The following is a 24,747-nucleotide window of genomic DNA, read 5'->3' as shown; positions in this document are numbered from 1 at the left end:
CTACAGTCCCTTGGTTTTGATAGTGATCGTGCTGCCTTCGGGGGCCTGGCCGCCGCCCGCGACGGACTGGCTCTCGACCGTGTCGCCGAGGAACGGGAAGCTCTTCTCGACCTTGACCTCGAAGCCCGCCGACTTCAGCCTGCTCGTGGCCTCGTCGGCCTTCTTGCCGACCACATCGGGCACGTCGATCATCCGCGGGCCCTTGGAGACCGTCAGAGTGATCGTGTCACCGCGGGCCAGCTGAGTGCCCTCGGCCGCGGACTGCTTGGCGACGGAGCCCGCATCCTCCGGGGAGTTGATCTGTGCGGAGGCGACCTTGACCTTGAACCCGGCGCCTTCGAGCTCGCTGGTGGCGGCATCCAGGGAATCGCCGGTCACGCCGGGGACCTCGATCGGAGCGCCCTTGCTGACGGTGAGGGCGACCGCGGAATCGGGGCTGCGCCCGGCCCCGGCCTCCGGGTCCGTGCTGATCACCGAGCCCTGCGCGATCTCCTCGCTGAACTCCTTGGTCACCACTCCCGGCGCGAGACCGAGCTTCTTCAGCTCGCGCTCGGCCTTGGCGAGCGGCTTGCCCTTGAGCTGGGGGACCTTGACGATCTCCGGGCCGCGCGAGACGACGATCGTCACCGAGTCGTTGCCACGGATGCGCTCGTTGGTCGCGGGGTCGCTGTTGATGACCGTGCCGCGCTTGACCGTCTCGCTGAAGTCGAAGCGGACCTTCTTCACATCCAGTCCGGCGTTCTTCAGCTCCTGCCTGGCGTCCTTCTCGGTCTTGCCGATCAGGGCGGGGACACGGGTGAACTGCCCGGAGTTGATGTACCAGACGCCGGCGCCCACGCCGAGGATCAGGAACAGCGCGACCACCAGCGCGAGGACGCCGCGGTTGGGGACGGCGCGCCGACGGGACTGCTGCGGGGGCTGCGGCGGCGCCGAGGGCGGCATCGCCAGCCGGGTGGTGCGGTTGACCTCCGGCTCCTCCGGCTCCTCGCGGGGGAGCACACGCGGGATCACGCTCGTACGGTCCTCGGAGGCGAGGACCCCGTCCGAGCGCTGCTCCCCGGACTGGTCCTGCGCCTGCTCGTCGGTGTGCGCCTGCGGCGGCACCAGGTCCAGCTGCTCGTCACCGAGCGGCGCACGGGCCTCACGGACCTGCGCGAGCAGCGCCACCGCGTCGTGCGGGCGGACCTCGGGGTTACGGGCGGTGGCGCTCGCCACCAGCTCGTCGAGCTCGACGGCGAGCCCGGGGACGAGGGCGGAGGGCGCCGGAACGTCCTCGTTCAGATGCTGGAAGAGGACCTGGGCGGGGGTGTCGCCGGAATGCGGCTTGGCGCCGGTGAGCATCTCGTAGAGGACGACCCCGCAGGCGTACACATCGGCGCGGGTGTCGGCGGTGCCGTACTCGATCTGCTCGGGAGCGAGGTAGGAGACCGTGCCGAGCACCGTGCCGGTGGTGCTGGTGACGGAGCCCACGGCCCGTACCAGACCGAAGTCGGCGACCTTGACCCGGCCGTCGTCCCCTATCAGCACGTTCTCCGGCTTCATGTCCCGGTGCACGAAACCGGCCCGGTGCGCGGCACCGAGCGCGGCCAGCACGGGCTCCAGGATGTCGAGCGCGGCCCGCGGCTGGAGCGCCCCGCGCTCGCGCAGGACGTCGCGCAGCGTGCAGCCCGCGACGTACTCCATCGCGAGATAGACGTACGCACCCTCGGCGCCCTGGTCGAAGACCCCCACCACATTGGGGTGGGCGAGGTGCGCCACGGACTTGGCCTCGCGGATGAAGCGCTCCACGAAAGAGGCGTCGGTGGCGAGGGCGGGGTGCATCACCTTGAGCGCGAGCACGCGGTCGAGCCGGGTGTCGACGGCCCGGTAGACCGTGGCCATCCCGCCGACGGCGATGCGCGCGTCGACGCGGTAGCGGCCGTCGAGCACATGCCCGACGAGGGGGTCCTTGAGGGTCGTATCCACGCGGGAGATTCTACGAGTCACCACGGACAGCCCCGACGCCCCGGGGCGGGACCGGGGCCGTACTGCAGCCGAGCTGTGACAGCGCGGGCTTCCCGGGGCTCCGCCCCGGGCCCCGGTACCGGGCGTGTCCCCATTCCAGCCCCTCCGGCGTTTGAGGAGCGGGTCCGGGGCGGAGCCCCGGTTACGAAAGGGGCGGGGTGGGGAAGCGGCCCCGCGCAGCGGTCAGAACGCGGGTCGCTCCGGGTCGAGGGCCGCACGGCCCTCGTGAGGGGAGGACGCCTCCGCGAAGTGGCGGCGCGGGATGCGGCCCGCCCGGTGCGCGAGCCGGCCCCCCTCGACCGCATGGCGCATCGCCTCCGCCATGAGCACCGGCTCCTGCGCCCGGGTCACCGCAGAGGCCAGCATCACCGCCGCGCAGCCCAGCTCCATCGCCAGCGCCGCGTCGGAGGCCGTGCCCGCGCCCGCGTCCAGAATCACCGGCACGCGCGCGTGCTCGACGATCAGCTGGAAGTTGTGCGGATTACGGATACCGAGGCCGGAGCCGATCGGCGAGCCCAGCGGCATGATCGCCGCGCAGCCCACATCCTCCAGCTTCCGGGCCAGCACCGGGTCGTCGTTGGTGTACGGCAGCACCGTGAAGCCGTCGTCGACCAGGGTCTCGGCCGCGTCCAGCAGCTCGATCGGGTCGGGCAGCAGTGTGCGCTCGTCCGCGACGACCTCGAGCTTGATCCACTCCGTGCCGAGCGCCTCCCGGGCGAGCCGCGCGGTCAGGACGGCCTCGCCCGCCGTGAAGCAGCCCGCCGTATTGGGCAGCACACGGATGTTCAGCTTCTCCAGCACGGACAGCACGGAGCCCTGGACGGTCGGGTCGAGGCGGCGCATCGCGACGGTGGTCAGCTCCGTGCCGCTCGCGACGAGGGACCGTTCGAGTACGTCGAGGCTGGGCGCCCCGCCCGTACCCATGATCAGCCGGGAGTTGAAGGCGGTGCCGCCAATGGTGAGACGGTCGTCGGCCATGGCTGATCAGCCTCCCTGCACTGCGGTGAGGACTTCGACGCGGTCGCCGTCGCCGAGCCGCGTGCCGGCCCATCGGCTGCGCGGGACGACCGTCTCGTTGACGGCGGCGGCGACTCCGGATGGGGCGGCGGTGAGGGACGTGACCAGGGCGTCCAGCGTGGTGCCTGTGGCGAGCTCGCGCGCCTCGCCGTTGACGGAGACGGTGATGGTGACGGACACGGGGACGTTCATGCGGGCTGCTCCTGAGGTACGGGGGAGAAGCGGCGAGGAGTGAAGGGGCGGGCCTCGTCCGGCAGTGTGCCGGTGACCAGCACCGTGGCCATCACATCGCCGGTGACGGGTGTGAGCAGCACCCCGTTGCGGTGGTGGCCGGTGGCCAGATGCAGACCCGGCAGAGCGGTCGGGCCCAGCAGCGGCGCATTGTCGGGAGAGCCGGGGCGCAGCCCGGCGCGGGTCTCGGTGAGCGGCAGCTCGGTGATGCCGGGCACCAGCTCGTGCGCGTCGCGCAGCAGCTCGTACACCCCGCCCGCCGTCACCGTGGTGTCCCAGCCGAGCTCCTCGCTGGTCGCCCCGATGACCAGCTCGCCGTTCTCGCGCGGCACCAGATAGATGTCACTGCCGCGCACCACGGCCCGCACGGTCCGGGAGAGGAACGGCGCGTACGCACGCGGCACGGTCAGCCGCAGGACCTGGCCCTTTACCGGCCGTACCGGCGGCAGTGCATCCTCCGGTACGCCGCCGAGCCTGCCGCTCAGACTGCCGCACGCCAGCACCACCTGGTCCGCGGAGAGCTCACTGCCGTCCGTCAGTACGGCTCCGGCCGCCCGGTCCCGTACCACCGACAGCCGCTCCGCCCAGCCGCGGTGGAAGACCACCCCGGCCCGCTCGCAGGCCGCCACCAGCGCCGCGGCCAGCCGCCGCGGATCGACCTGGTGGTCGCCGTCCACCCGAAGGCCCCCACGCACGCCGGGCGCGAGCATCGGCTCCAGGCGCCGGCATTCGCGCCCCGTCAGCCACTCCGACTCCAGGCCGGACTGACGCTGCAGGGTGTGCAGTTCACGCAGGTGCGCGCGGTCGTCGGCGTCGAGCGCGACCGCGAGCGTGCCACAGGCGCGATAGCCGACGGACTGTCCGCTCGCCTCCTCCAGCTCGGCGACGAAGGCGGGATAGCGCCGCGCCGATTCCAGATTGAGGCCGAGCAGCGTCTGCTCGCCGTAGTGCAGTTCGGTGACGGCGGCGAGCATGCCCGCCGCGACCTGCGCAGCGCCGCCGCCGGGCTCCGGATCGGCGACCGCGACCCGCAGCCCTCGCTGCGCCGCACGCCAGGCCGTGACCAGGCCGATGATTCCGCCCCCGACAACGAGGACGTCTGAGGTACGCGACATGGGCGTCCAGCCCCTCCCTTCGCCGGCATGACCCGGATCAGGTTCGTACGGTCGGAGGCCGTCCAGCCTCCCTCTCAGCCCGGTGCGTCCGGGCTCCCGCGAGTGCCTTACGGTGGCCACCCTAACCCCAGGCCCCAACTCGCAGTAAGGGAGCAGCCACTGTGGCAAGGTCGCTCGACGGACTCGTGCTCTCCCCGGTCGCAGACCAGGCTCCGGGCCAGGTGGGGACCCGGACCCGGTTCACGTACCACGAGCAGGAAGGCCGGATCTGGGCCGAGTACGAGGGCGGCGATGTGCTCCGCGGCCACCTGGTGGGCACCAGGGAGGGCGACCGGCTCGACTTCCGTTATGTACAGCTGAAGGCGGACGGCGGGACCTCCTCGGGGCACTGTCTCTCCACCGTCGTCGAGCTCGAGGACGGGCGGCTGCGGCTGGAGGAGAGCTGGGAATGGGAGTCCCAGGAGGGCAGCGGGACGAGCGTCGTCGAACAGCTGCCTTCTTGACGGTCCGTCAGATGCGTAAGGTTGTCGGGTGAGCGAGCAGCAGACAGCACAGACGCAGCGGCGCGTGGTCGTCGTCGGCGCGGGAATGGCCGGAGTGCAGACCGCGGTGGCACTGCGCGAGCAGAGTTTCACCGGTCCGGTCACGCTGATCGGCGCCGAGCCCCATCAGCCGTACGACAGACCCCCGCTCTCCAAGGCGATCCTGCTCGGCAAGGCGGAGGGCTCGGCCTTCGACGTCGACTTCGAGGCACTCGGCATCGAGCTGCGGCTGGGCTGCGAGGTGACCGGAGTGCGCGCCGGGGCCCATGAGCTGGACACCGAGGCAGGTCCGGTCCCGTACGACGTCCTGGTCATCGCCAGCGGTGCGGAACCGATCACCCTGCCCGGCGCCGTGGGCGTACCCGGCGTCCATCTGCTGCGCACCCTCGACGACGCCGCGCGGCTGCGCCCCGTTCTCGCGCAGCAGCACGACATAGTGGTCGTCGGCGCGGGCTGGATCGGCGCGGAGTTCGCGACGGCCGCCCGTGAGGCTGGCTGCACGGTCACTGTCGTCGAGGCCGCCGGGCGCCCGCTGGCCGGAGCCCTGCCCGCCGAGGTCGCCGGCCCGATGGCCGATTGGTACGCGGAGTACGGCGTCGAACTGCTCACCCACGCGCGCGTGGCGGACATCGAGCCCGGCGCGGTGATCCTGGCCGACGGCCGGCAGCTTCCGGCGGGCGCCGTGGTCGTCGGCATCGGCGCCCGGCCCGCCACCGCCTGGCTCGCCGGCTCCGGCATTGCACTCGGCCCGGACGGCGCAATCACCGCGGACGCGTATCTGCGCACCTCGCTGCCCGATGTGTACGCCGTCGGGGACTGCGCCTCCTTCCCGTCCGGCCGTTACGGCGAGCGGCTGCTCGTGCACCACTGGGACAACGCTCTGCAGGGGCCGCGTACGGTCGCCGCCAATGTCATCGGCGGCGCGCCGGGACAGGAGCCACCGGAGGTCTATGACCCGGTGCCGTACTTCTGGTCCGAGCAGTTCGGGCGCTTTGTGCAGTACGCGGGCCATCATGAGGCCGCCGACACGATGGTGTGGCGCGGCGATCCGGCAGGCGCGGCCTGGTCGGTGCTCTGGCTGCGGGACGGCTCTCTGGTTGCGCTTCTCGCCGTCGGCAGAGCCCGTGATCTGGCGCAAGGGCGCAAGCTCATCCTGTCCGGAATCCGGCTGGATCCGGCGCGCGCCGCCGACCCGTCCGTCCCTCTGAAGGCGGCGGCCGACTAGGGTCCGGCTACCGACTGTCAGTCCGGGATGGCACGCTTGTCCTGTGACCGAGATTGACGCAAAGATCGATGCTCTCGTCCCCGCCTGGCTCCACCTTCCTGACATCGCGGAAATGCTCGATGTCGAGGTGACACGCGTACGGCAGCTGGTCAAGGAAGGCCAGCTGATCGCCGTACGCCGTGGTGAGAACCGGGCGCTTCAGGTGCCTGCCGCCTTCATCGACGGCGACAAGGTGGTCAAGGGGCTCGCAGGGACCCTGACGCTCCTGAGGGACGACGGCTTCACCGACGAAGAGATGCTGGAATGGCTCTTCACCGCCGACCCGAGCCTGCCGGGCACGCCCGCGCAGGCGCTCAGCGAGAATCGCGGCACGGAGGTGAAGCGCCGGGCCCAGGCGCTCGCCGTCTGACGTCCTGACGACAACAACAACGCGGTGTGCGGGCCGGGGGCTGTGCCGCCCTGCCCGTACACCGCCGACCCACCGGGGGGAACCACCATGTCCACGGCTCGTGCGCTGCTGTCCGACGCCCGGCTCTATCTGTGCACGGACGCCCGGAAGAAGCAGGGCGACCTCGCGGAGTTCCTCGACGCCGTGCTCGCCTCCGGGGTCGACATCGTGCAGCTGCGGGACAAGGGCATGGAGGCCGGTGAGGAACTGGATCACCTCCAGCTCTTCGCCGACGCCTGCCGCAGACACGGCAGGCTGCTCGCCGTGAACGACCGGGCGGATGTGGCGCACGCCATCGGCTCCGACGTGCTGCATCTGGGACAGGGCGATCTGCCGGTCCCGGCCGCCCGCGCGATCCTCGGTGACGAGGTGCTCATAGGCCGCTCGACGCACGCCGAGTCCGAGGTGGACACGGCCACCGCCGAGCCCGGCGTGGACTACTTCTGCACGGGCCCCTGCTGGCCCACCCCGACCAAGCCCGGACGGTATGCCCCGGGACTGGGCCTGGTGCGGTACACAGCCGCGCTGGAGACCGACCGGCCCTGGTTCGCGATCGGCGGGATCGACGCCGGCAATCTGGACGAGGTGCTGGACGCGGGCGCGCGCAGGATCGTCGTCGTACGGGCCATCACCGCGGCCGACGACCCGGCCGCGGCGACAGCGGCGCTGGCGAAGCGCGTGCGGGAGCGCCTGGGGTAGCGAGCGCGTGGGGGAGCGGATCGGGTAACTGTCCGAGGGGTGGACAGGAGACCGACAAATCCGGCATATTTCCCTCATTCGGTTGGGTGACCGGCGAGGCGTGGTTAACCTGCGGGTATGGCCCTCGGTACAGCTTCGACCAGGACGGATCGCGCACGAACCGTGCGCGAGCTGCTTGCAACCGGCAAAACTTCGTACTCCTTCGAGTTCTGGGCGCCCAAGACCGAGAAGGGCGAGCGGAACCTCTGGAACGCGCTGCGCAGGGTCGAAGCGGTGGCCCCCAACTTCGTCTCGGTGACCTACGGCGCCGGCGGCTCCACGCGCGCCGGCACGGTCAAGGCCACCCAGCAGATCGCCGCCGACACCACGCTCACCCCGGTCGCGCACCTCACCGCGGTAAACCACTCCGTGGCCGAGCTGCGCAACATGATCGGGCAGTACGCCGATGCCGGGATCCGCAATATCCTCGCCGTCCGTGGCGACCCGCCCGGCGACCCGATGGGTGAGTGGGTCAAGCACCCCGACGGTGTGCGGTACGCCGCCGAGCTCGTACAGCTGATCAAGGAGTCCGGGGACTTCTGCGTCGGCGTCGCGGCCTTCCCCGAGATGCACCCGCGCTCGGAGGACTGGGACACCGACATCCAGCACTTCGTCGACAAGTGCCGGGCCGGCGCCGATTACGCGATCACGCAGATGTTCTTCCAGCCCGAGGACTATCTGCGGCTGCGTGACCGGGTCGAGGCCGCGGGCTGCGCGACCCCGATCATCCCGGAGATCATGCCGGTCACCAGCGTCAAGCAGCTCGAACGGTTCGCGCAGCTCAGCAACGCCGCGTTCCCGCCCGAGCTCAAAGAGAGGGTCCTCTCCGTCAAGGACGATCCTGCCGCTGTACGCTCCATTGGCATCGAGTTCGCGACGGAGTTCTGCGCCGGGTTGCTCTCCGAGGGTGTCCCCGGTCTGCACTTCATTACACTCAACAACTCCACGGCGACGCTCGAGATCTACGAGAATCTCGGACTGCACGAGCAGTCGTGATCGGTCGTACCCACTCCGACCCGGAGCGGCGGCCGCAGGAGAGGGGCGGGCATGGGCTGGACGGTCCTCTATATCGCGTTCGGCATCGTCGCGCTGTGGCTGCTCGGTGAGGTGCTGCTGCAGTACAAGGCGCGGCTGCGCTGGCGGCTGCTCGCCTTCGCCGGCTTCCTGTGCGTGGTCCTCGGCGTACTGATGCCCTCCGTCGTGGTGATCGCGCTCGGCGCGATCGCCTTCGCCGTCGGCCAGACGTATGTCACGCTCTCCTTCCGCAAGGGCTTCTCCACCGGCTGGGCGCTCGGCGGCAGCCCGGGAGCGAGCCGTCGGCGCAGGTCCGGCGGCAATCAGGACACGGCCGCCTCGCGCGAGCCGACGCTGGAGGTCTCCGACCTCGCCTATGAGCCTGTTCCCGCGGAACCTGAGCCCGAGGCCGTCTACGAGCCGCAGCCGCTGCCGGACGACACCGGCCAGTACGGCGTGTACAGCGAGGCCGCTTATGCGGCGGAGCAGCAGGACCAGGGCCAGAGCTACACCACGTACGGCACTGGTTACGACACCTACTCCGGCTACGGTCAGCAGCCGACCGGCTCCGGTTACGATCAGCAGCCGACGGGCCAGGACATATACGCCGGGCAGTACGACTACGGGACGGGGCAGCAGGCGTACGCCGCGTACTCCGACCCCTATGTCGGCGGCCAGCAGTACAACGCGTACGAGAGCTACGACAGTTACGGCGGCCAGCAGCAGTACGCCGACCCGTACGCCCAGCAGCCGTACAGCGAGACGCCGCCCGGCGGGGTGTGGGTCCCGCAGCAGCGGGAGGGCGAGCAGCAGGCGCCGCCGATGCCGCAGGAGCAGCCTTCTCCGTACGGCTACGACCCCGGGTACAACGAGCAGCAGTACCGCTACTGAGGCACCGGCGGCGGCTCACTGAGAGCCGCGGAAGTCCGCCCCCTCCACGATCAGTCCGGCCACCAGCGCCCCCGACATCCCGGCATGCGCCAGTCCGCCGCCCGGGTGCGACCGGCCGCCCGCCAGATACAGACCGGGCAGCCGGGTGCTGTTCGCCGGGTGCAGATACCGCCCGCCGTCCCCGGCGAGCGCGGGCGCGGACAGCGCACCCGTCTCCGCGGGCGTACGGATCTCGTGCCACAGCCGGCGCTCGCGTATCTCCGGCACGGCCGCGCCCGCGGCGTCGATGAGCACCTCGGCGTACCGTTCGCGCAGCGCCGCGTCCGTCCAGTCGACCGGGCCGCCCTGCGCCGCGACGGTCGCGGCGAGAGTCACCGCCTCGTGCTCCTCGTCCGGGCGGGTACGTGGATCGTCCGGTCGCATCACGGTGACGGTGGGCCGCTCGGCCGTCCGGCCGCCGAAGACGGCCGCAGCCTCCGCGCCGGTGTCGGGCGCGTGGACCACACTCCGGTGGACGGCCGACGCGGGCCGTGCCCCGCGCAGCGCCAGCAGCACGGTGAACCTGCCCGGCAACTGTGAACCGCGGACGCCCCCTTGGGGCCGTACGTCTCCGTCCTGCCAGAGGTCGTGCCCCACCAGATCAGCGGCCTCGATGCCCGCCACCACATGGTCGGCCCCGGCGACCGTGCCGCCGACGAGCTCGACTCCCGCCGCCCGCCCGTCCTTCTCGACGATGCGGGCCACCTCGGTCCCGAAGGCGAACTCCACCTTCCGGGCCAGACACCGCTCGTACACCGCGCGGGCCAGCTCCCGCATCCCGCCCTCGACATACCAACTGCCGAAGGTCTGTTCCATGTACGGCAGCAGGGCGGCACCCGCCGGGGCATGCCGGGGATCCAGGCCGTACGAGAGGGCGTATGCCTCGAGCAGAGCGGCCAGCCGCGGGTCGGCCAGCTCCCAGGCGCCGACCTCGGAGACCGTGGACGCCTGTCGGCTGCGCAGCAACATGCGCTGCCGCGGCGCCGGATACGGATCGCGGCCGAGCACCTGCCAGTCGGTCCACAGAGGCTCTTCGAGCAGCGGCCGCCGGGAACGGTCCCAGGCGTCCCGGGCCCGGCCCAGGAACGTGCCCCACCGCTCGCCCGCCCCCGCGCCCAGCGCGGCTTCGAGCGCGGAGACGACTCCGGCCCGCGAGGCGTTCGGCAGTGACACGTCGGTGTTGTCGGCGAAGAGATGCCGACTGGCCGGGTCCACCTGGACGAGCCCGACGCACTGCTCCAGCGGTTCCTTGCCGGTCTTGACGAACAAGTCCCGCCAGACGGCAGGCAGATGCAGCAGACCGGGCCCGGTGTCGAAGACGAAGCCCTCGCGCTCGAACCGGCCCACCGCGCCGCCGTATGTCGCCGAGCGCTCGTACACCGTCACCCGGTGGCCTGCCACGGCCAGCCGGGCGGCAGCCGCCATGGCGCCCATCCCGGCGCCGATCACCGCAATCCGTGCCATGTCCGCGACTTTATCGGCCACCACTGACAGTCCGTCCCGGCGGCCCGTCCCGGCGGGCCCGTCCGGGCGGTCCGGTCACCAGGGCGCTCTGGACGCTTCCGCGCCCGCCGGCCGTTTCTCCTGGCGGCGCTGTGCTCTGCGCTGCAGGAAACGGCGGATCTTCGTGGCGAGGAAGGCCAGTACCACGATGCCCAGCAGGAGCAGTGTCCCGGCGATGAGCGCAGCCGCCAGCGGATGGAAGAGCGCGAAGGTGATGATCCCGGCGACGCCCAGATCCTCCGCCATGCTCACCGCGATATTGCTGAACGGCTCGGGCGAGGTGTTGACCGCCATCCGGGTGCCGGCCTTGACCAGATGGCTCATCAGCGCGGTCGAGCCGCCGATGGCGGCCGCCGCGAGCTCCGGCAGCGAGCCGCTCTCCCCGGCCAGCAGTGCGGCCACGACCGCGCCTGCCACCGGCCGGAGCACGGTGTGCACGGTGTCCCATATGGAGTCGACGTACGGGATTTTGTCCGCCACCGCCTCACAGAGGAACAGCACGCCCGCAATGATCAGGACATCGGTGCGCTGCAGAGATGCGGGCACCTCGTCGGTGAGCCCGGTCGCGCCGAAGATGCCGAACAACAGGACCACCGCGTAGGCGTTGATCCCGCTGGCCCAGCCGCTGGTGAAGACGAGAGGGAGTACGGACACGGACGCGATCGTAACCAGAAGCCGACCCGCGCGGGTGGGGATGAGCACGGATGACTGAGTACCCGTACCTAGTGGGGGAGATGAGTACGCGCGCGGATGGGGTTCTACCTGCGTAGAAGGAAGAGTGGAGACCACGGAAGGGGCGCAGCGCCGGCACCGCCGACACGGGGCGGCGGAACGGCGCGGCTCCCCGGACGGAACGGGGGAGCACGACGGAGAACCCAGTGACCACGGGGGAATATCGGGGGTAAACGGGTTCTCCGGCACGGGGGAAAACGGGGACGGGGGGAAACGCCGGTCCGGCGGGGCTCGGGGGGATCGAGCCTCGCCGGACCGGCACTTTTCTGCCGTCGGACGGAAAACCTAACGGCCGCTCACACGGCCGTGCAGCAGCCGCGACAGCGCCGAGTGCACATCCTCGAGCGAGCGTTCCGGCTGGAACGCCTGCCAGTCCAGCGCCGCCACCAGCACCATCCCGACCAACGCGGCGGCTGTCAGCGGCACATCGATCTCCTCGCTCAGCTCGCCGCTCTCGACGGCTTCCCGCAGGACCGTCTCGACCACGGCAACCGCCTGCTGCCGTACGACGAGAAGCGTCGACTGCCAGGCCCGGTTGGTGCGCCACAGCTCGGCGACGTACAGCTGGGTGAAGGCCGGATAGCGCTCGATGAAGCCCAGACCGGCCTTGATCATCGCGTCCAGCGCCTCGACCTTGGTGCCGCCGCGCTCCGCCGTCTCGTCGGCGGCGGACTGCAGCGAGGCGGTCAGCAGCCCGACGCCGTACCGCAGCAGCTCCTCGAAGAGCTCGGTCTTGCTCTTGAAGTTGTAGTAGACCGTGCCCTTGGCGACCCCGGCGCGTTCGGCGATCTCGTCCACCGTGGTGGCGGAGAAGCCCTGCTCGGCGATGAGCGTCACCGCGGCCTCGTAGAGCTTTGCCCGGGTCGCCCGGCGTCTGGTGCTGGTGCTGTCCATGGCGTCCATGGCGTCGATTCTCACAGGTCCGGCCGCTCTCACAGACTCAGCTCGGGGTGCAGACGGTCCAGTGTCCACACCTGCTTGCGCCGTGCGGACACGGCAGTCAGCGCGATCGCGCCCGCGGTGAAGGCGGCCAGTACCGCGCACGCCTGCCACACCGGGCCGAGGCCGCCGCCCGTGATGAGCCTGCGCAGCGCGTCGACGACGTAGCTCATCGGGAGGTAGGGATGGATCGCGTTGAAGAACGCCGGACTGGTCTCCACCGGGTAGGTGCCGCCGGCCGAGGTCAGCTGAAGCATCAGCAACGCCAGTACGAGGATCCGGCCCGCGGCTCCGAAGCGCGCGTTCAGCCACTGGATGATCGCGGCGAAGCAGCAGGTCACCAGCGCGAGGAAGCCGATCGTGCCGGCCGCGTATGCCATCTGCAGGCCGAGGCCCCAGTGCAGTACGGACATGAGCGCGCCGACCTGCAGCAGGCCGATCGCGGCGACGGGCAGCCAGCCGGCCAGCGCGATCCGCCATGCGGAGGTGCCCGTGGAGAGGGCCCGCCGGTTGAGCGGCTGGATGATCATGTACGCCACCATCGAGCCCACCCAGAGGGAGAGCGGGATGAAGTACGGCGCGAAGCCGGTGCCGTAGTTCGGCGCCTTGTGCAGGGACTGGCCGGCCAGCTTCACGGGGTCGGCCATCACCTCGGTGCGTTGGTCGCGGTCCTTCTTGTCGTAGTCGGGGATCTTGTCCACGCCACTGTTCAGTCCGCCGGCCAGCTCGGTCGAACCGTCGGCGAGCTTGAAGAGCCCGCCGTCCAGTTTGCCGGCGCCCTTCTTGAGCTTGCCGACGCCGGTGTCGAGATCGGTGGAGCCCGTCTTGGCGCTGCTCAGCCCGGTGTGCAGCTTGTCCGCTCCCTGAGCGACCTTCTTCGCGCCCGAGTTGAGCTCATTGATCTGGCCGACGGCCGACTCCAGGTCCTCGTCGAGACGCGGTGAGCGCTTGGCGAGGTCCGTCGCTTTCTTCTGCAGATCGGCGAGGTGGCCGTCCAGCTTCTTCAGATCGCCCTTGTTGTCCTTCACCAGAGCGTTGACGTCGTCGGCGATCTTGGCGACATCGGCCGCTGTGATCTTGGCGCGCTTCAGCGCGGGGCAGACGGTCGGGTCGGGCAGCAGCGCGTCCTCGCAGTGCGTCTTGTAGATCGCGCTCAGCTCGTCGGCCGACTTGTGGGCGAGGGCGGCCGAGCCGGGGGCCCTCTTCACGAGGATGTCGAGATTGTGGCGGACCGCCTGGGAGGAGTCGGCGACCAGCCGGGCCGTGTCACCGATCGTCCTGCCGTTGTCCTTGAGGTACGGACGGACGTCGGCGGCTATCCCGTTGACCTTGTCGGCAAGCCTCTGAGTGCCCTCGGAGACCTGCTTGGATCCGGTCTCGAGATCACTCGCGCCCTTGTTGAGCTTGGAGAGGCCGCCGGCCAGTTTGCCGCTGCCGTCCTTGGCGTCCGTCAGCCCGTCCGCGAGGTCCTTGGAGCCCTTCTTCGCCTTGCCGACCCCGTCCTTGAGCTGGTCGGCGCCCTTCGCGGCCTTCTCTGTCTGGTCATGGATGTCGGAGAAGGAGATGAAGATCCGGTCGAGGAAGGATCGGGAGGCGTTGGTCGAGGCGGCGGTGCGGACCTGGGAGAAGACCGTCCGCGAGATCTGCCCGACGATGTAGTTGTTGGCGTCGTTCGTACGCACCTGAAGGGCGCCGGTCTCGGGAGACTCGCCGGAGCTGGACGCGATGCGCTTGCTGAAGTCCTGCGGCATGGTCAGCGAGAGGTAGTACGTGCCGTCCTCGACGCCCTTGCGGGCCTCGGCCGCGCTCACCTCGTGCCATTCGAAGACCTCGCTCTCGAGCAGGCCCTTGGTGATCTCGTCGCCGGCCGTGACCTTCTTGCCGGCAGCGGTGGCTCCCTTGTCGTCGTTGACGAGCGCGACGGGTATACGTTCGAGCTGACCGTACGGATCCCAGAAGGACCACAGGTACAGGGCGCCGTACAGCAGCGGCAGCAGCAGGATCGCGACGAGCGCGGCGCGCGGCAGCTTTCCCCTGCCGAACCGCTTCAGCTCAAGCGCGGCCAGTTTCGGCGAGCGCATCGGCCGTCCCCTCCTCGGTGGTGCCCTCGGTTGTGTCTTCGGGCGTCGGTTCTTGCTTGTCCTCGGGTGCCGGGTCGGTCGTGTCTTCGGGTGTTGTGTCTTCGGGCGTGGGCTCGGTCGTGCTTGCGGGCCTCGGCTTGGTCGTGCTTTCGGGCGTCGGCTCGGCCGTGTCTTCGCTCCTCGAAGCGGTGTCCGCGACCGTGCGGATCACCGTCGTGCCCTCGGGGGCCTGGCTGCAGACGGCGAGCACGGTCGTACCGCCCTCGGCGACGGAGCGCAGCAGCTTCCAGGCCTCGGCCCGGTCGTCGTCGGAGAGCTTGAGATCGGTGTCGTCGACCGCGAGCAGGCATGGACGGCCGACCAGCGCGAGGGCGACGGACAGGCGCAGTGCTTCAAGACGCTCCAGGTCGCGTACGGCCGTGCGGTCCTTCTTGGGGAGCGTGGCCAAGTCCAGCCCCGCTGCCTCCAGCGCCTCGTCGATACGGCTCCTGGCCGCGGCGGCACGCTCGGCGCGGGGTCGCAGCAGGGTGCGCAGCGAGCCGTCGAAGCGGCGCTGCAGCAGAGCGCGTTCGCGCAGATGCTCGGCGACGGTCAGCGCCGGGTCGAGCTCGCTGACGCCCGGTACCGGGCCGAGTGCGCTGATCCGGCGTACGGCGGCCATCTTCCGCGGCAGCTGCAGGCCGCCGACCTCGCCGCGGCCCTCGGTGGGGCGCATGCGGCCGGTGAGCGCGAGCAGCAGACAGGTACGGCCGGAGCCGGACGGGCCTTCGATCGCGATGAGCGAGCCGGGTTCCGCCTCGATGCTCACCGAGCGGAACGCCCAGCCGCGCGGGCCTTTGAGTCCGAAGTCCTCGGCCGTGACGGCTGCCCCGTGACTGCCGTCGGGGCTGACAGGGCTGTCCATGTTCCCCCCATATTTTTTGAACTGACTGGTCAGTGCAAAAAGTATCCCGAACCCTGGACCGAAGCAAAACCCGGCCGGTCAGCCGTCGTTCGAATCCGAGCGTGGGTCGATAAAGGCCACCATCTCGAGGAGCCGTGTGCAGACACGTGCGAGCTCCTCGTGGGTCTTGTTCCGCTCGGTGATGACCGCCGCGAGCAGCAGGGCCATCAGTGCCGTGGTGCCGTTGAAGGCCTGCAGCGTGACCATGCTGGCGAACAGGTCCTGACCGGCGAACGGGCCGGCCTCCCGGGCCGCGGCCAGGATCGCCAGCGTCGACACCCCCAGCGCACACGGCGCGGCGCCGGCCAGCTGGAAGCGGAAGGCGGCCCAGATCAGGAACGGAAAAACCAGGAAGAGCAGGGCCGAACTGGCGGTACTCGTCGCCAGAATCGTCGCGAAGAGCGTTCCCAGCGCCAGCGCCACCGCCTCGATCCAGCGGCTGAGCCCGGCATTCCGCGGCCACCGAGCCCTGCGGAGGACAAGCAGAAACGGAGTGACGACAAGGACCCCCATCGCGTCACCGGTCCACCACACCGACCACGTCGGCCAGAAGTTGCTCGCCTGCAGCGCCCCGGCCAGCACGAGTACACCGCTCCCCACGGTCGAGCTGATCAGCATCCCGGCCAGCGCGCCGAGGAAGACCAGAGCCAGTACGTCCCGCAGCCGGTCCAGTTCGTTCCGGAACTTCGCCCGGCGCAGCAGCAGGTACGCGCAGACCGGGGCCAGGGTGTTGCCGGCGACGATGGCCAGCACGGCGAGGGGCGAAGGGCCGATGGACACATTGACCAGGAAGGCGCCGAGCGCGATGCCCGGCCAGATCCGCAGACCGAGGACGAGCAGGCCGGCCAGCGCCACCCCGGTCGGCGGCCACAGCGGCGTGACCTGACCGCGTACCAGCTGCTGTAGAAGCCCAAGCCGTGCGGATCCGTAGTAGGCGGCGGCGACGGCGAGGATCCACAGAGCAGCAGACCCGTAACGGACGATCTCCGCTTTGCGCACCACAGCAGTCTGCGCTCCCGGTGGGCCTGCGGCGACTCAGGCGGGGCGGAACGGTCGGCCGGGCCCCGGTGGCGGGCCGTCGTAGCGGACGACGAGGACGGCGGCATCGTCACGGTGACCGGTCCGCTCGGCCACCTTGACGACGGCCGAGGCCAGCACGTCGGGGTCGGCGTCGAATCCCGCGCGCACCAGCCGATGGACCTCGGCCAGACCTGCCTCCATCGGATAGTGCGGCCCCTCCACGACCCCGTCGGTGAGCAGGACGAGGACCCCTGCCTCCAGCAGCCGCCGGTGGGTCACCGGATAGACCTCGCCCCGCACGACGCCCAGGGGCGGGCCGCCGCGGTCAAGGGCGACGCCGGAGCGGCCGCCGGCGGTGGCCCAGACCATCGGGACATGCCCGGCCCGGGACACGGTGAGATCGCGGCTGACCGGGTCGAAGCGCAGGAAGCAGCAGGTCGCGAAGAGGCCGAAGCCCATGGAGATCAGCAGGTCGTTGGTGCGGCTCAGCACTTCTCTCGGATTGCTCGTCGCCTCGGCGAGGGCCCGCAGGCTGGTGCGGACCTGCCCCATGAACGCGACGGCCTCAACATCGTGGCCCTGCGCATCGCCGATCGAGAGCCCGAGTGAGCCGTCCATCATGATGAAGGCGTCGTACCAGTCCCCGCCCACGGCAAGCCCGTCCCGTGCGGGCGCGTACCGGGCCGCGATATGCAGGCCGGGCAACTCCGGCAGCTCGGCCGGGAGCATGTGGCGCTGCAGGGCCATGGCCAGCTCGACCCGGGCCTGCTGGAGCTTCATCCGTTCCAGGGCCTGGTCGACGAGACGCCCGAGGGTGATCAGGAGTTGCGCATTGTCGGGCGGGTCGCTGCGATGTCCGCGCATGAGCGCTCCGGGGTTCCCACATGCTCCTCACCACACTCTAGACGTCACTGCCCGCATACCACCTCCAAGAGCGAAAGCTGCAGGTCAGAGCAATTGTCAGTGGTGGCCCTCACGATGGACACATACGGCCACAGCGCCGTCACACGACGACAGGAGGTTCGTCATGGCCAGCTCCCACGCCGCAGCCGCACACCGGCGCCGCGCCACCGGCCCTGCCCCCTCACTGACCGGACCGGCGAACGACGTGCACCCCGTCCTGCGGCGGGCCTCGGCACCGCCCGCCGCCCTCGACCTGCTCGCCCAGGCCCGTACGGGCCTTGACGAGGCCGCCACTCTCGAAACGCCGAACGAGCGTTACGCCACCGCCCATCTGGCCGCCCTGCGCACCGCCGCCGCGGTCCTCGCTGCCCGCGGCCGCCCGGAGACCAGCGAGCGCCGCAGGCAGCGGATCCGCAGCGCCTGGGAAGTCCTGCCCGAGATAGCGCCGGAACTGTCCGAGTGGAGTGTTCTGTTCGCCTCGGGGGCCAGTCGCAGGGCGCGCGCCGAGGCCGGCATACAGGGCGCGGCGAGCAACCGCGACGCCGACGACCTGCTGCGCGACGCGGCCATGTTCCTGCGCCTGGTCGAGCGGATGCTCGTGCTGCAGCCGGTGCTGCCCCAGCCCAGGACGGAGCGACCGGAGAGGGGTGGCGCCATGGGGTGACGCCGTGGGGCGAGAGGGAGGGCCGGGACGCCCGACGGAGGCAATAGGGTGGACTGCGTCTTCAACCTGTTCACCGCTTCACCGTGTTCGTCCCGCCCCCTCACGCCCCGCAGCCCGGGGCGGCACCCGTCCGAGGAGTCAACTGCCGTGTCGGACCCGATGCGACCCCGCGCCTCTCTCCGTACTGCCGTGGTCTGGGAGGTCCTCAAGGAGGCCCTCGACCGACGGGTCAAGGCGGCGGGGACGGACGCCCTGGACGTCCTCGACACCGGCGGCGGCAGCGGCAACTTCGCCGTGCCCGCGGCCAAGCTCGGGCACCGCGTCACCGTTGTCGACCCCAGCCCCAACGCGCTTTTCGCGCTGGAGCGTCGGGCCGCCGAGGCCGGCGTGGCCGACCGGGTCCGCGGGGTCCAGGGCGACATCCACGGTCTCTTCGAGGTCGTCGAGCGCGGTGGCTACGACGCGGTGCTCTGCCATGGAGTCCTGGAGTACGTGGACGACCCCGCCGAGGGCGTACGGAACGCCGTGGACGCGCTCCGGCCCTCCGGCGCGCTCAGCCTGCTTGCCGCCGGACTCGGCGGGGCTGTCCTGGCCCGGGCGCTGGCAGGGCACTTCACCGAGGCCCGCACCGCGCTCACCGACCCCGCGGGCCGCTGGGGCGCCGGCGACCCGGTGCCCCGGCGCTTCACCGCCGAGCAGCTCACCGAGCTCGTCAGTGCGGCCGGCGCCGAGGTCGGTGCCGTGCACGGCGTACGGGTCTTCGCCGATCTGGTCCCGGGCGTCCTGGTGGACACCGAGCCCGGCGCGCTGGACGCGCTGCTCAAACTGGAGGCGGCGGCCGCCGAGCTGCCGGCCTTTCACTCGGTCGCGACCCAGCTCCACGTACTGGGCGAGAAGCGGGGCTGATCAGCGGCGCAGCCGCACATGGAGTACGCCACAGACCCCCCGATCGTGGCCTGCGCCCCGTATGATCGGGGGACACCATCCGGCATGACGGATCGGAGGTTGGGGCATCTACGCCTCGACACCCGAGTCGGCATGGCGGCCCGGACTGGCGAATTGGCGTAGAGGGCGGGTTTCACGGGGGCGATTCCCTGCCTATCCTGAAAGGGCCGCATACCGGTCGCCCCCCGCGACCGACGACTAGGAGGACTCCGTGCCGCTCTCGGAGCACGAGCAGCGAATGCTCGAGCAGATGGAGCGAGCGCTGTACGCCGAAGATCCCAAGTTCGCTACAGCGCTTGAGGGAAGCGGGCTGCGTACGTACACCCGGCGACGGGTTTACCAGGCAGTTGCAGGCTTTCTGGTGGGTATCGCGCTCCTCATGGCCGGAATGGTCGCGCAGCAGATCTGGATCAGCGTGGTGGGGTTTCTCGTCATGCTCGGCTGTGCGGTTCTCGCGGTCACCGGTTGGCGCAAAGCGCCCAAACCGGGTGAGCAACAGACCCAGGGGGACGCGGCGGCAACAGCTCGCCGCCAGCCCCGCCAGCGCAGGTCGATGATGGACCGGATCGAGCAGCGGTGGCAGCGTCGCCGCGACGAACAGGGCGGCCACTGAGCACCGCGGCTTCTTCGACGTGAAGAATTCGAATGAAGAATTCGAAGTGAAGTAGCAGAGCCGCGGTCCTGGTTCATAAAAAAGCTTGCTGTACGGGTGAGGGGCGACGCTCAAGAGCGTCGCCCCTCACCCGTACTCGTATCCGTCTGGTGTCAGCCTCGTTGCCGGGACGGGCGGCGCAGGAGTTCCGCCCACCGGTCCAGGCGCCAGCGGCGCACGCCCCACCGGTCGGTGAGCGTCGCCCAGCGGGCCGAGACCGCCCACATCACCCGAATGGCGGAACGGGGCGCGAGCAGCGCCCGCAGCCGCGTCCCCCGGCTCACCGCGTCGGCCAGCCCGGCCCGGACCAGCTCGGCGTCATCGGCCAGCCCCGTACCGGGCCGGGGCTCAGGGGCGTACAGCACTTGCTCCACCGCGCCGGCCACCCGGTGCACCGCGTCCGCCGCTTCGTCCTCCAGCCGTCCCAGCCGGACGATGCGCGCAGCCGCCTTGCGCTGTGTCTGCGAGTCGTCGGGCGGGATGCCGTGGTCCCAGGCTGTATCGGTGATCTCCTGCCAGGCCGCCAGCGTCCGGGCCGCGGCGTCCGCGGGCGTGCGCCCACCGGAGCCGAGCCGTCGCGCACGCACCCGCATCCGCCAGAGCATCGGCAGCATCGGCAGTACCACCACCGCCAGTACGGCAAGACTCACGCCCAGCACTGTCCCCACCGGGATCCCGGGGTCGGCGGGCGGCAGGATGTCCTGCGGCGCGGCCGCTCCGCACTCGCCGAGCCGCTTCGCCTGCGCCGTGCAGTTGTCCGAGGCGGAGGGCGCCGCGGAGGGCGTCGGCGAGCTGCTGGCGCCGGGCTGCGTCGGGCTGGACGGCTTGCCGGACGGCGACTGCGCCCGCGTGTACTCGGGCGCGGAGCCCCGGCTCGGGGTCGGCTCGAACCGCGTCCACCCCACACCCTCGAAGTACAGCTCGGGCCAGGCATGCGCCTCTTTCAGACCGACCGACATGGTGCCGTCCGACCGCGGGGAGCCCGGAGTGAAGCCCACCGCGACCCGTGCCGGTATGCCCAGCGTCCTGGCCATCGCGGCCATCGAGAACGAGAAGTGGACGCAGAACCCCTTCTTCTGCCTCAGGAAGCGGGTGATCGCGGAGACACCCGTACCCGACGTGACCTGGGTGTCGTAGGTGAAGCCGCCGTCCACGGCGAACCAGTCCTGCAGCTTGACGGCCCGCTCGTAGTCGTTCGTGGCGCCCTTCGTCACCTTCTGCGCCGTGTTCCCGACCTCGGCGGGCAGCACATCGGGCACCTTGGTGTACTCGCGCAGCAGCGCCGCCGGCGGCGCGGGCGCCTTGGCCAGCTGATCCGGTCTCGGGTTCACCAGAAGGCTGGTGACCTGGTACTGCGCACCGCGGGTGTTCTGACCACGGTCGCCGACCAGGGTCCGCCCGGTGGGCTCGTACCGCCAGCGGCCTTTGATCCGCACCTTCGTCGCCGGGTACGGGAGCGGCAGCCAGCTCTGCTTGTACGAGCCGGCGGCCGATATGTTGGTCTTGATCTCGGTGGCGCTGACCGACGGACTCAGCCCGTCCGGCCGGGGCAGCTCGTCCGGTACGTCCTTGACCTTGCGCTCGGAGGACTTCCACGCCGTGCCGTCGAACTGGTCCAGCGCGACGATCCGCAGATACAGGTCCTGCGTGTTCGTCGCGTTGGTGCGGTACCGGATGACCTCGCGGTCCTCGGGCTGGTTGAGGCTGTCCTGCAGCGAGACCAGCGGGTTCACCGCGGAGATGGTGCCGCCGCCCGCGCCTGCTCCGTCCCCGCTGTCAGCGCTGCCCAGCAGCCCGCCGTCCAGCGCCGGCAGCGCCGCCGGGACCACCAGCGCCACGCCCAGCGCGAGCGCGCCGATACGCCGACCGGTACGGACCGGTGCCAGCGGATTGCCGCCCGCCGAGTCGAATCCGACCGCGGTACGCCCCTGTGCCGAGGCGGCGCCGCCGAAGACCCGGCCCCACTGGGAGAGCCGGTCCCGGCCCTCGGCCAGCAGAAGCACCAGATATCCGGTGGACGCGAGCAGGAACCAGAGCCAGTTCGCGCCGCCGCCGGAGAGCCCCGCGGCCACCGAGTAGAGCGCCAGCAGCGGTAGCCCGGCCGGGGCCGCGCTGCGGAACGTCACCGCGAGGGCATCCACCGCGAGGCCGATCACCAGCACGCCGCCGATCACCATCAGCCTGATGCCGTCGGTCGCCGGCGCCGGGATCGCGTACCGCCCGACATCCTCGGCGCCCGCGTTCAGCAGCTGGCCGAACTGCTCGATCGCCTCGGGCCCCGGCAACAGCCCAAGGATCGCCTGGCCCCGGGCGAAGACCACGGTGAGCAGCAGCAGCGTGACGAGCGCCTGCACCGCCACCGTCAGCGGCCTGGCCAGCGGCACCCGCCGGGCGAGCGCGCCCACCCCGCTCTGGATCGCCAGCAGGAACGCCGCCTGCAGCATCCAGGAGGCCGGTTCGACCAGCGGCAGCATTGCGCCCGCCGCCATTAGCGTGGCGGCGAAGGCGCAGAGTGCCAGCCGTCCGCGACCGCTCATGACCAACCCCCAGAGAAACTGTCCGTACTGCCGCCGGGAGACGCGATGCGCTGCCGGCCCGCCTGCTGCCACAGCTCGGACAGCGTCGTCCCGGGCGTCACGGCGAGCGCCGTCCAGCCTGCCTCGCGCAGCTGCGTCAGCCGCTCGTCGACCGCCCCGGCGACCGCGCCGCTCGTCACCCAGGTCCCGCTGTCCAGGACGAACGCGACGGCCGCGCCGCTGCGCTGCCGCATCCTGGCCGCGACCGCCGCCTGCTCCTCGTCCAGGTCGCCGAAGAAGGCGACCAGCAGCCCTTCGTTTCCGCCGCGCAGGACGTCGTACGAGCGCGAGAGCCCCGCCCCGTCGGAGTGGTCGACGACCGCGAGGGTGTCCATCATCAGACCCGCGGAGTCCGCGGACTCCTGGGTCGATCCGGCGAAGCCGTCGGCGCCCTCACCGGGCACCGAGTTCCCCGTGTCCGTCAACAGCCGGACCGCGAAGCCCCGTTCCAGCATGTGCACCAGCGCGGAGGCCGCGCCCGAGACCGCCCACTCGAAGGCGGAGTCGGGACCGGCACCCTGGTAGGCGAGCCGCCGGGTGTCGAGCAGCACCGTGCATCTGGCGCGCTGCGGCTGCTCCTCGCGGCGCACCATCAGCTCGCCGTAGCGCGCGGTGGAGCGCCAGTGCACCCGGCGAAGATCGTCGCCGTAGCGGTAGTTGCGCGGAATGATGTCGTCGTCGCCCGCCAGCGCCAGCGAGCGCTGCCGCCCGTCGCCGTACCCCGAGGCCTCGCCCGCCAGCTTCACCGGAGGCAGCGTCTCGGTGTGCGGAATGACGGTGAGGGTGTCGTACGCGCTGAACGAGCGGGTCAGCTCGCACATCCCGAACGGGTCGCTCAGCCGCAGCTGCAGCGGCCCGAGCGGATAGCGCCCGCGCAGATCCGAGCGCACCCGGTACGACACCTCGCGCCGCCCGCCCGCCTCCACCCGGTCCAGGACGAACCGGGGCCGTGGCCCCAGCACGTAGGGCACATGATCCTGGAGCATCAGCAGCCCGGTGGGCAGCCGCGAGACATTGTCCATCCGCAGATGCACCCGTGCCTCGGAACCGGCGGGCACCCGCAAGGGCGAAAGACGCCGGCTGCCCGCGACCCGGTAGCGCGTGCGGTACAGCACGGCCACACAGACCAGCGGCAGCACGGCGAGCAGCAGTCCGACCCGCAACAGGTCGCCCTGCCCCAGGACGTACGCGCACACCGCTGCCGCCACTCCCGCCGCGAGGAAGGAACGACCGCGCGTGGTCAGCCCGCCCAGGGCCCCCCGCACCCCGCCCGTGTCCTTGCCTTCCGCGGCGGCCGGCGCCCCGGCCGACATCACAACCGCCGGGCGCCGGGCTGCTGGCCGTAGAGCGGCGACTGAACCGGCCTGCCCGGCACATAGGCGCTCTCCGAGCCCCCGGCCGTGGGCACGGGGATGCGCTGCATGATCTCCAGCACGACCTGCTCGGCCGTACGGCGGTTCAACTGCGCCTGCGCGGTGGGCAGCAGCCGGTGCGCCAGCACCTGCACCGCCAGCGACTGGACGTCGTCCGGCAGGGCGTAGTCACGGCCGCTGAGCGCGGCCGTGGCCTTCGCGGCGCGCAGCAGATGCAGTGTGGCGCGCGGCGACGCTCCGAGTCTGAGATCCGGGTGGTTACGGGTGGCCGCCACCAGCTCCACGGCGTACCGCCGCACGGAATCGGCGACATGGACCGTACGCACCGCGTCGATGAGCTTCACGATGTCGTGGGCGTGCGCCACCGGCTGCAGATCGTCCAGCGGCGAGACGCCGCCGTGCACATCGAGCATCTGCAGCTCGGCGTCCGCGCTGGGATAGCCGATCGACACCCGCGCCATGAAGCGGTCGCGCTGCGCCTCCGGCAGCGGGTAGGTGCCCTCCATCTCCACCGGGTTCTGGGTGGCCACCACCATGAAGGGGCTGGGCAGTTCGTACGTGTGCCCGTCGATGGTGACCTGGCGCTCCTCCATCGACTCCAGCAGCGCCGACTGGGTCTTCGGCGAAGCGCGGTTGATCTCGTCGCCGATCACGATCTGGGCGAAGATCGCACCGGGCTTGAACTCGAAGTCCCGCCGTTGCTGGTCGAAGATCGACACACCGGTGATGTCCGACGGCAGCAGATCCGGAGTGAACTGGATACGCCGCACCGAACAGTCGATGGATCTCGCCAGCGCCTTGGCCAGCATTGTCTTGCCCACGCCCGGCACATCTTCGATGAGCAGATGCCCCTCGGCGAGCAGCACGGTCAGCGAAAGCCGTACGACCTCAGGCTTGCCCTCGATCACACCCTCCACCGACCTGCGGACACGCTCCGCTGTGGTGGTCAGATCTGTGAGGCTCGCTCGATCGTCATAGGTCGTCACCCGGCCCTCCTCGGCCCGTTCTACGGGCCGGTTGCTCTTCGGACGGCCCGGCCCACCCCAAAACACGGACACCTACTCCGGATGGTTCCGGAAGGGTGCCACACACGCATTCTTGTTGCCGTTACCGCGTCGTGTCACTCGCCTGTGGATAAGTGGGTGGGATATG

General features: G+C 70.8%; 23 protein-coding genes and 1 riboswitch. Of the genes, 9 read left to right on the top strand and 14 right to left on the bottom strand.

The window, feature by feature from the left end; translation table 11 throughout:
• From pknB to thiO, 4 genes are all read right to left on the bottom strand, one after another.
• Positions 1–1,965, bottom strand: coding sequence for a Stk1 family PASTA domain-containing Ser/Thr kinase (pknB, locus tag ACFYXH_RS18180; RefSeq protein WP_389563637.1), 1,965 nt, complete (start codon positions 1,963–1,965; stop codon positions 1–3).
• Positions 1,966–2,187: 222 nt separating this feature from the next.
• Entirely contained in the window at positions 2,188–2,982 is a 795-nt protein-coding gene (locus tag ACFYXH_RS18175) for a thiazole synthase (RefSeq protein ID WP_389563635.1), read from the bottom strand.
• 6 nt (positions 2,983–2,988) lie between these two features.
• Positions 2,989–3,213, bottom strand: a complete 225-nt coding sequence (gene thiS / locus ACFYXH_RS18170; protein WP_362675450.1) for a sulfur carrier protein ThiS — start codon at positions 3,211–3,213, stop codon at positions 2,989–2,991.
• Positions 3,210–4,367, bottom strand: coding sequence for a glycine oxidase ThiO (thiO, locus tag ACFYXH_RS18165; protein ID WP_389563632.1), 1,158 nt, complete (start codon positions 4,365–4,367; stop codon positions 3,210–3,212). Before thiO ends, thiS begins: the two co-directional genes overlap by 4 nt.
• Positions 4,365–4,477: riboswitch (TPP riboswitch) on the bottom strand. Its footprint overlaps the gene before it by 3 nt.
• Positions 4,478–4,528: 51 nt before the next feature.
• Between thiO and ACFYXH_RS18160 the strand changes: the two genes are divergently transcribed.
• The 6 genes from ACFYXH_RS18160 to ACFYXH_RS18135 all read left to right on the top strand — a co-directional run bounded on the left by ACFYXH_RS18160 (position 4,529) and on the right by ACFYXH_RS18135 (position 9,225).
• Positions 4,529–4,870 carry a hypothetical protein gene (locus tag ACFYXH_RS18160; protein ID WP_327323048.1) on the top strand — a complete coding sequence of 114 codons (342 nt, stop codon included), beginning with the start codon at positions 4,529–4,531 and terminating at the stop codon, positions 4,868–4,870.
• A 28-nt stretch (positions 4,871–4,898) separates the two neighbouring features.
• Positions 4,899–6,134, top strand: a complete 1,236-nt coding sequence (locus ACFYXH_RS18155; RefSeq protein WP_389563629.1) for an NAD(P)/FAD-dependent oxidoreductase — start codon at positions 4,899–4,901, stop codon at positions 6,132–6,134.
• 43 nt (positions 6,135–6,177) lie between these two features.
• On the top strand, positions 6,178–6,543 hold the full coding sequence (locus ACFYXH_RS18150; protein ID WP_327323046.1) for an Rv2175c family DNA-binding protein: 366 nt from the start codon (positions 6,178–6,180) through the stop codon (positions 6,541–6,543).
• Between the two features lie 87 nt (positions 6,544–6,630).
• Positions 6,631–7,281 carry a thiamine phosphate synthase gene (thiE, locus tag ACFYXH_RS18145; RefSeq protein WP_389563626.1) on the top strand — a complete coding sequence of 217 codons (651 nt, stop codon included), beginning with the start codon at positions 6,631–6,633 and terminating at the stop codon, positions 7,279–7,281.
• Between the two features lie 117 nt (positions 7,282–7,398).
• Positions 7,399–8,316 (top strand): methylenetetrahydrofolate reductase [NAD(P)H], encoded by a 918-nt coding sequence (gene metF / locus ACFYXH_RS18140; protein ID WP_389563623.1) that lies wholly within the window; start codon positions 7,399–7,401, stop codon positions 8,314–8,316.
• A 51-nt stretch (positions 8,317–8,367) separates the two neighbouring features.
• A complete protein-coding gene (locus tag ACFYXH_RS18135; RefSeq protein ID WP_389563621.1) occupies positions 8,368–9,225 on the top strand; it encodes a hypothetical protein in 858 nt (285 codons plus the stop codon).
• 15 nt (positions 9,226–9,240) lie between these two features.
• On the opposite strand, the gene ACFYXH_RS18130 is transcribed toward ACFYXH_RS18135, so the two are convergent.
• The 7 genes from ACFYXH_RS18130 to ACFYXH_RS18100 all read right to left on the bottom strand — a co-directional run bounded on the left by ACFYXH_RS18130 (position 9,241) and on the right by ACFYXH_RS18100 (position 17,346).
• Positions 9,241–10,728, bottom strand: a complete 1,488-nt coding sequence (locus ACFYXH_RS18130; protein WP_389563618.1) for a phytoene desaturase family protein — start codon at positions 10,726–10,728, stop codon at positions 9,241–9,243.
• Positions 10,729–10,803: 75 nt separating this feature from the next.
• Positions 10,804–11,421, bottom strand: coding sequence for a DUF4126 domain-containing protein (locus tag ACFYXH_RS18125; protein WP_389563615.1), 618 nt, complete (start codon positions 11,419–11,421; stop codon positions 10,804–10,806).
• A gap of 363 nt (positions 11,422–11,784) precedes the next feature.
• Positions 11,785–12,393, bottom strand: a complete 609-nt coding sequence (locus ACFYXH_RS18120) for a TetR/AcrR family transcriptional regulator (RefSeq protein WP_327328280.1) — start codon at positions 12,391–12,393, stop codon at positions 11,785–11,787.
• A 38-nt stretch (positions 12,394–12,431) separates the two neighbouring features.
• Positions 12,432–14,519, bottom strand: coding sequence for a YhgE/Pip family protein (locus ACFYXH_RS18115; RefSeq protein WP_389563613.1), 2,088 nt, complete (start codon positions 14,517–14,519; stop codon positions 12,432–12,434).
• Complete coding sequence (locus ACFYXH_RS18110) at positions 14,491–15,423, bottom strand: ATP-binding cassette domain-containing protein (RefSeq protein WP_389563610.1); 933 nt, start codon at positions 15,421–15,423, stop codon at positions 14,491–14,493. Before ACFYXH_RS18110 ends, ACFYXH_RS18115 begins: the two co-directional genes overlap by 29 nt.
• A gap of 78 nt (positions 15,424–15,501) precedes the next feature.
• Positions 15,502–16,461 (bottom strand): MASE1 domain-containing protein, encoded by a 960-nt coding sequence (locus ACFYXH_RS18105; protein WP_389563607.1) that lies wholly within the window; start codon positions 16,459–16,461, stop codon positions 15,502–15,504.
• 36 nt (positions 16,462–16,497) lie between these two features.
• Positions 16,498–17,346, bottom strand: a complete 849-nt coding sequence (locus ACFYXH_RS18100) for a PP2C family protein-serine/threonine phosphatase (RefSeq protein WP_389563604.1) — start codon at positions 17,344–17,346, stop codon at positions 16,498–16,500.
• 163 nt (positions 17,347–17,509) lie between these two features.
• On the opposite strand from ACFYXH_RS18100, the gene ACFYXH_RS18095 reads away from it, so the two are divergent.
• The 3 genes from ACFYXH_RS18095 (at position 17,510) to ACFYXH_RS18085 (ending at position 19,607) form a co-directional block, all read left to right on the top strand.
• Positions 17,510–18,049: an SAV_6107 family HEPN domain-containing protein gene (locus tag ACFYXH_RS18095; RefSeq protein WP_389563601.1), complete on the top strand. Its 540-nt coding sequence runs from the start codon at positions 17,510–17,512 to the stop codon at positions 18,047–18,049.
• A 147-nt stretch (positions 18,050–18,196) separates the two neighbouring features.
• Positions 18,197–18,955, top strand: coding sequence for a methyltransferase (locus ACFYXH_RS18090; protein WP_389563599.1), 759 nt, complete (start codon positions 18,197–18,199; stop codon positions 18,953–18,955).
• Positions 18,956–19,205: 250 nt separating this feature from the next.
• Complete coding sequence (locus tag ACFYXH_RS18085) at positions 19,206–19,607, top strand: DUF3040 domain-containing protein (protein WP_389563597.1); 402 nt, start codon at positions 19,206–19,208, stop codon at positions 19,605–19,607.
• 152 nt (positions 19,608–19,759) lie between these two features.
• Here the strand turns inward: ACFYXH_RS18085 and ACFYXH_RS18080 are convergent, their stop codons facing one another.
• Genes ACFYXH_RS18080 through ACFYXH_RS18070 form a run of 3 tightly spaced genes read right to left on the bottom strand, consistent with a single transcriptional unit; the run spans position 19,760 to position 24,581 of the window.
• Positions 19,760–22,183 carry a DUF3488 and DUF4129 domain-containing transglutaminase family protein gene (locus ACFYXH_RS18080; RefSeq protein WP_389563594.1) on the bottom strand — a complete coding sequence of 808 codons (2,424 nt, stop codon included), beginning with the start codon at positions 22,181–22,183 and terminating at the stop codon, positions 19,760–19,762.
• Positions 22,180–23,535, bottom strand: coding sequence for a DUF58 domain-containing protein (locus tag ACFYXH_RS18075; RefSeq protein WP_389563591.1), 1,356 nt, complete (start codon positions 23,533–23,535; stop codon positions 22,180–22,182). The genes ACFYXH_RS18080 and ACFYXH_RS18075 overlap by 4 nt, the downstream gene beginning before the upstream one ends.
• A complete protein-coding gene (locus ACFYXH_RS18070) occupies positions 23,535–24,581 on the bottom strand; it encodes an AAA family ATPase (RefSeq protein WP_385311546.1) in 1,047 nt (348 codons plus the stop codon). Before ACFYXH_RS18070 ends, ACFYXH_RS18075 begins: the two co-directional genes overlap by 1 nt.
• Between the last annotated feature and the right edge of the window lie 166 nt (positions 24,582–24,747).

This window comes from Streptomyces sp. NPDC002730, from assembly GCF_042888805.1.
GTDB lineage: Bacteria > Actinomycetota > Actinomycetes > Streptomycetales > Streptomycetaceae > Streptomyces.
This window is presented reverse-complemented; position numbering and strand designations above follow the sequence as displayed.

Bases quoted from the DNA above. Each gene is read 5' to 3' on its own strand.
- ACFYXH_RS18175 (WP_389563635.1), bottom strand. From the start codon at position 2,982: ATGGCCGACGACCGTCTCACCATTGGCGGCACCGCCTTCAACTCCCGG.
- thiS (WP_362675450.1), bottom strand. From the start codon at position 3,213: ATGAACGTCCCCGTGTCCGTCACCATCACCGTCTCCGTCAACGGCGAG.
- thiO (WP_389563632.1), bottom strand. From the start codon at position 4,367: ATGTCGCGTACCTCAGACGTCCTCGTTGTCGGGGGCGGAATCATCGGC.
- thiE (WP_389563626.1), top strand. From the start codon at position 6,631: ATGTCCACGGCTCGTGCGCTGCTGTCCGACGCCCGGCTCTATCTGTGC.
- metF (WP_389563623.1), top strand. From the start codon at position 7,399: ATGGCCCTCGGTACAGCTTCGACCAGGACGGATCGCGCACGAACCGTG.
- ACFYXH_RS18135 (WP_389563621.1), top strand. From the start codon at position 8,368: ATGGGCTGGACGGTCCTCTATATCGCGTTCGGCATCGTCGCGCTGTGG.
- ACFYXH_RS18130 (WP_389563618.1), bottom strand. From the start codon at position 10,728: ATGGCACGGATTGCGGTGATCGGCGCCGGGATGGGCGCCATGGCGGCT.
- ACFYXH_RS18120 (WP_327328280.1), bottom strand. From the start codon at position 12,393: ATGGACAGCACCAGCACCAGACGCCGGGCGACCCGGGCAAAGCTCTAC.
- ACFYXH_RS18115 (WP_389563613.1), bottom strand. From the start codon at position 14,519: ATGCGCTCGCCGAAACTGGCCGCGCTTGAGCTGAAGCGGTTCGGCAGG.
- ACFYXH_RS18110 (WP_389563610.1), bottom strand. From the start codon at position 15,423: ATGGACAGCCCTGTCAGCCCCGACGGCAGTCACGGGGCAGCCGTCACG.
- ACFYXH_RS18100 (WP_389563604.1), bottom strand. From the start codon at position 17,346: ATGCGCGGACATCGCAGCGACCCGCCCGACAATGCGCAACTCCTGATC.
- ACFYXH_RS18095 (WP_389563601.1), top strand. From the start codon at position 17,510: ATGGCCAGCTCCCACGCCGCAGCCGCACACCGGCGCCGCGCCACCGGC.
- ACFYXH_RS18080 (WP_389563594.1), bottom strand. From the start codon at position 22,183: ATGAGCGGTCGCGGACGGCTGGCACTCTGCGCCTTCGCCGCCACGCTA.
- ACFYXH_RS18075 (WP_389563591.1), bottom strand. From the start codon at position 23,535: ATGTCGGCCGGGGCGCCGGCCGCCGCGGAAGGCAAGGACACGGGCGGG.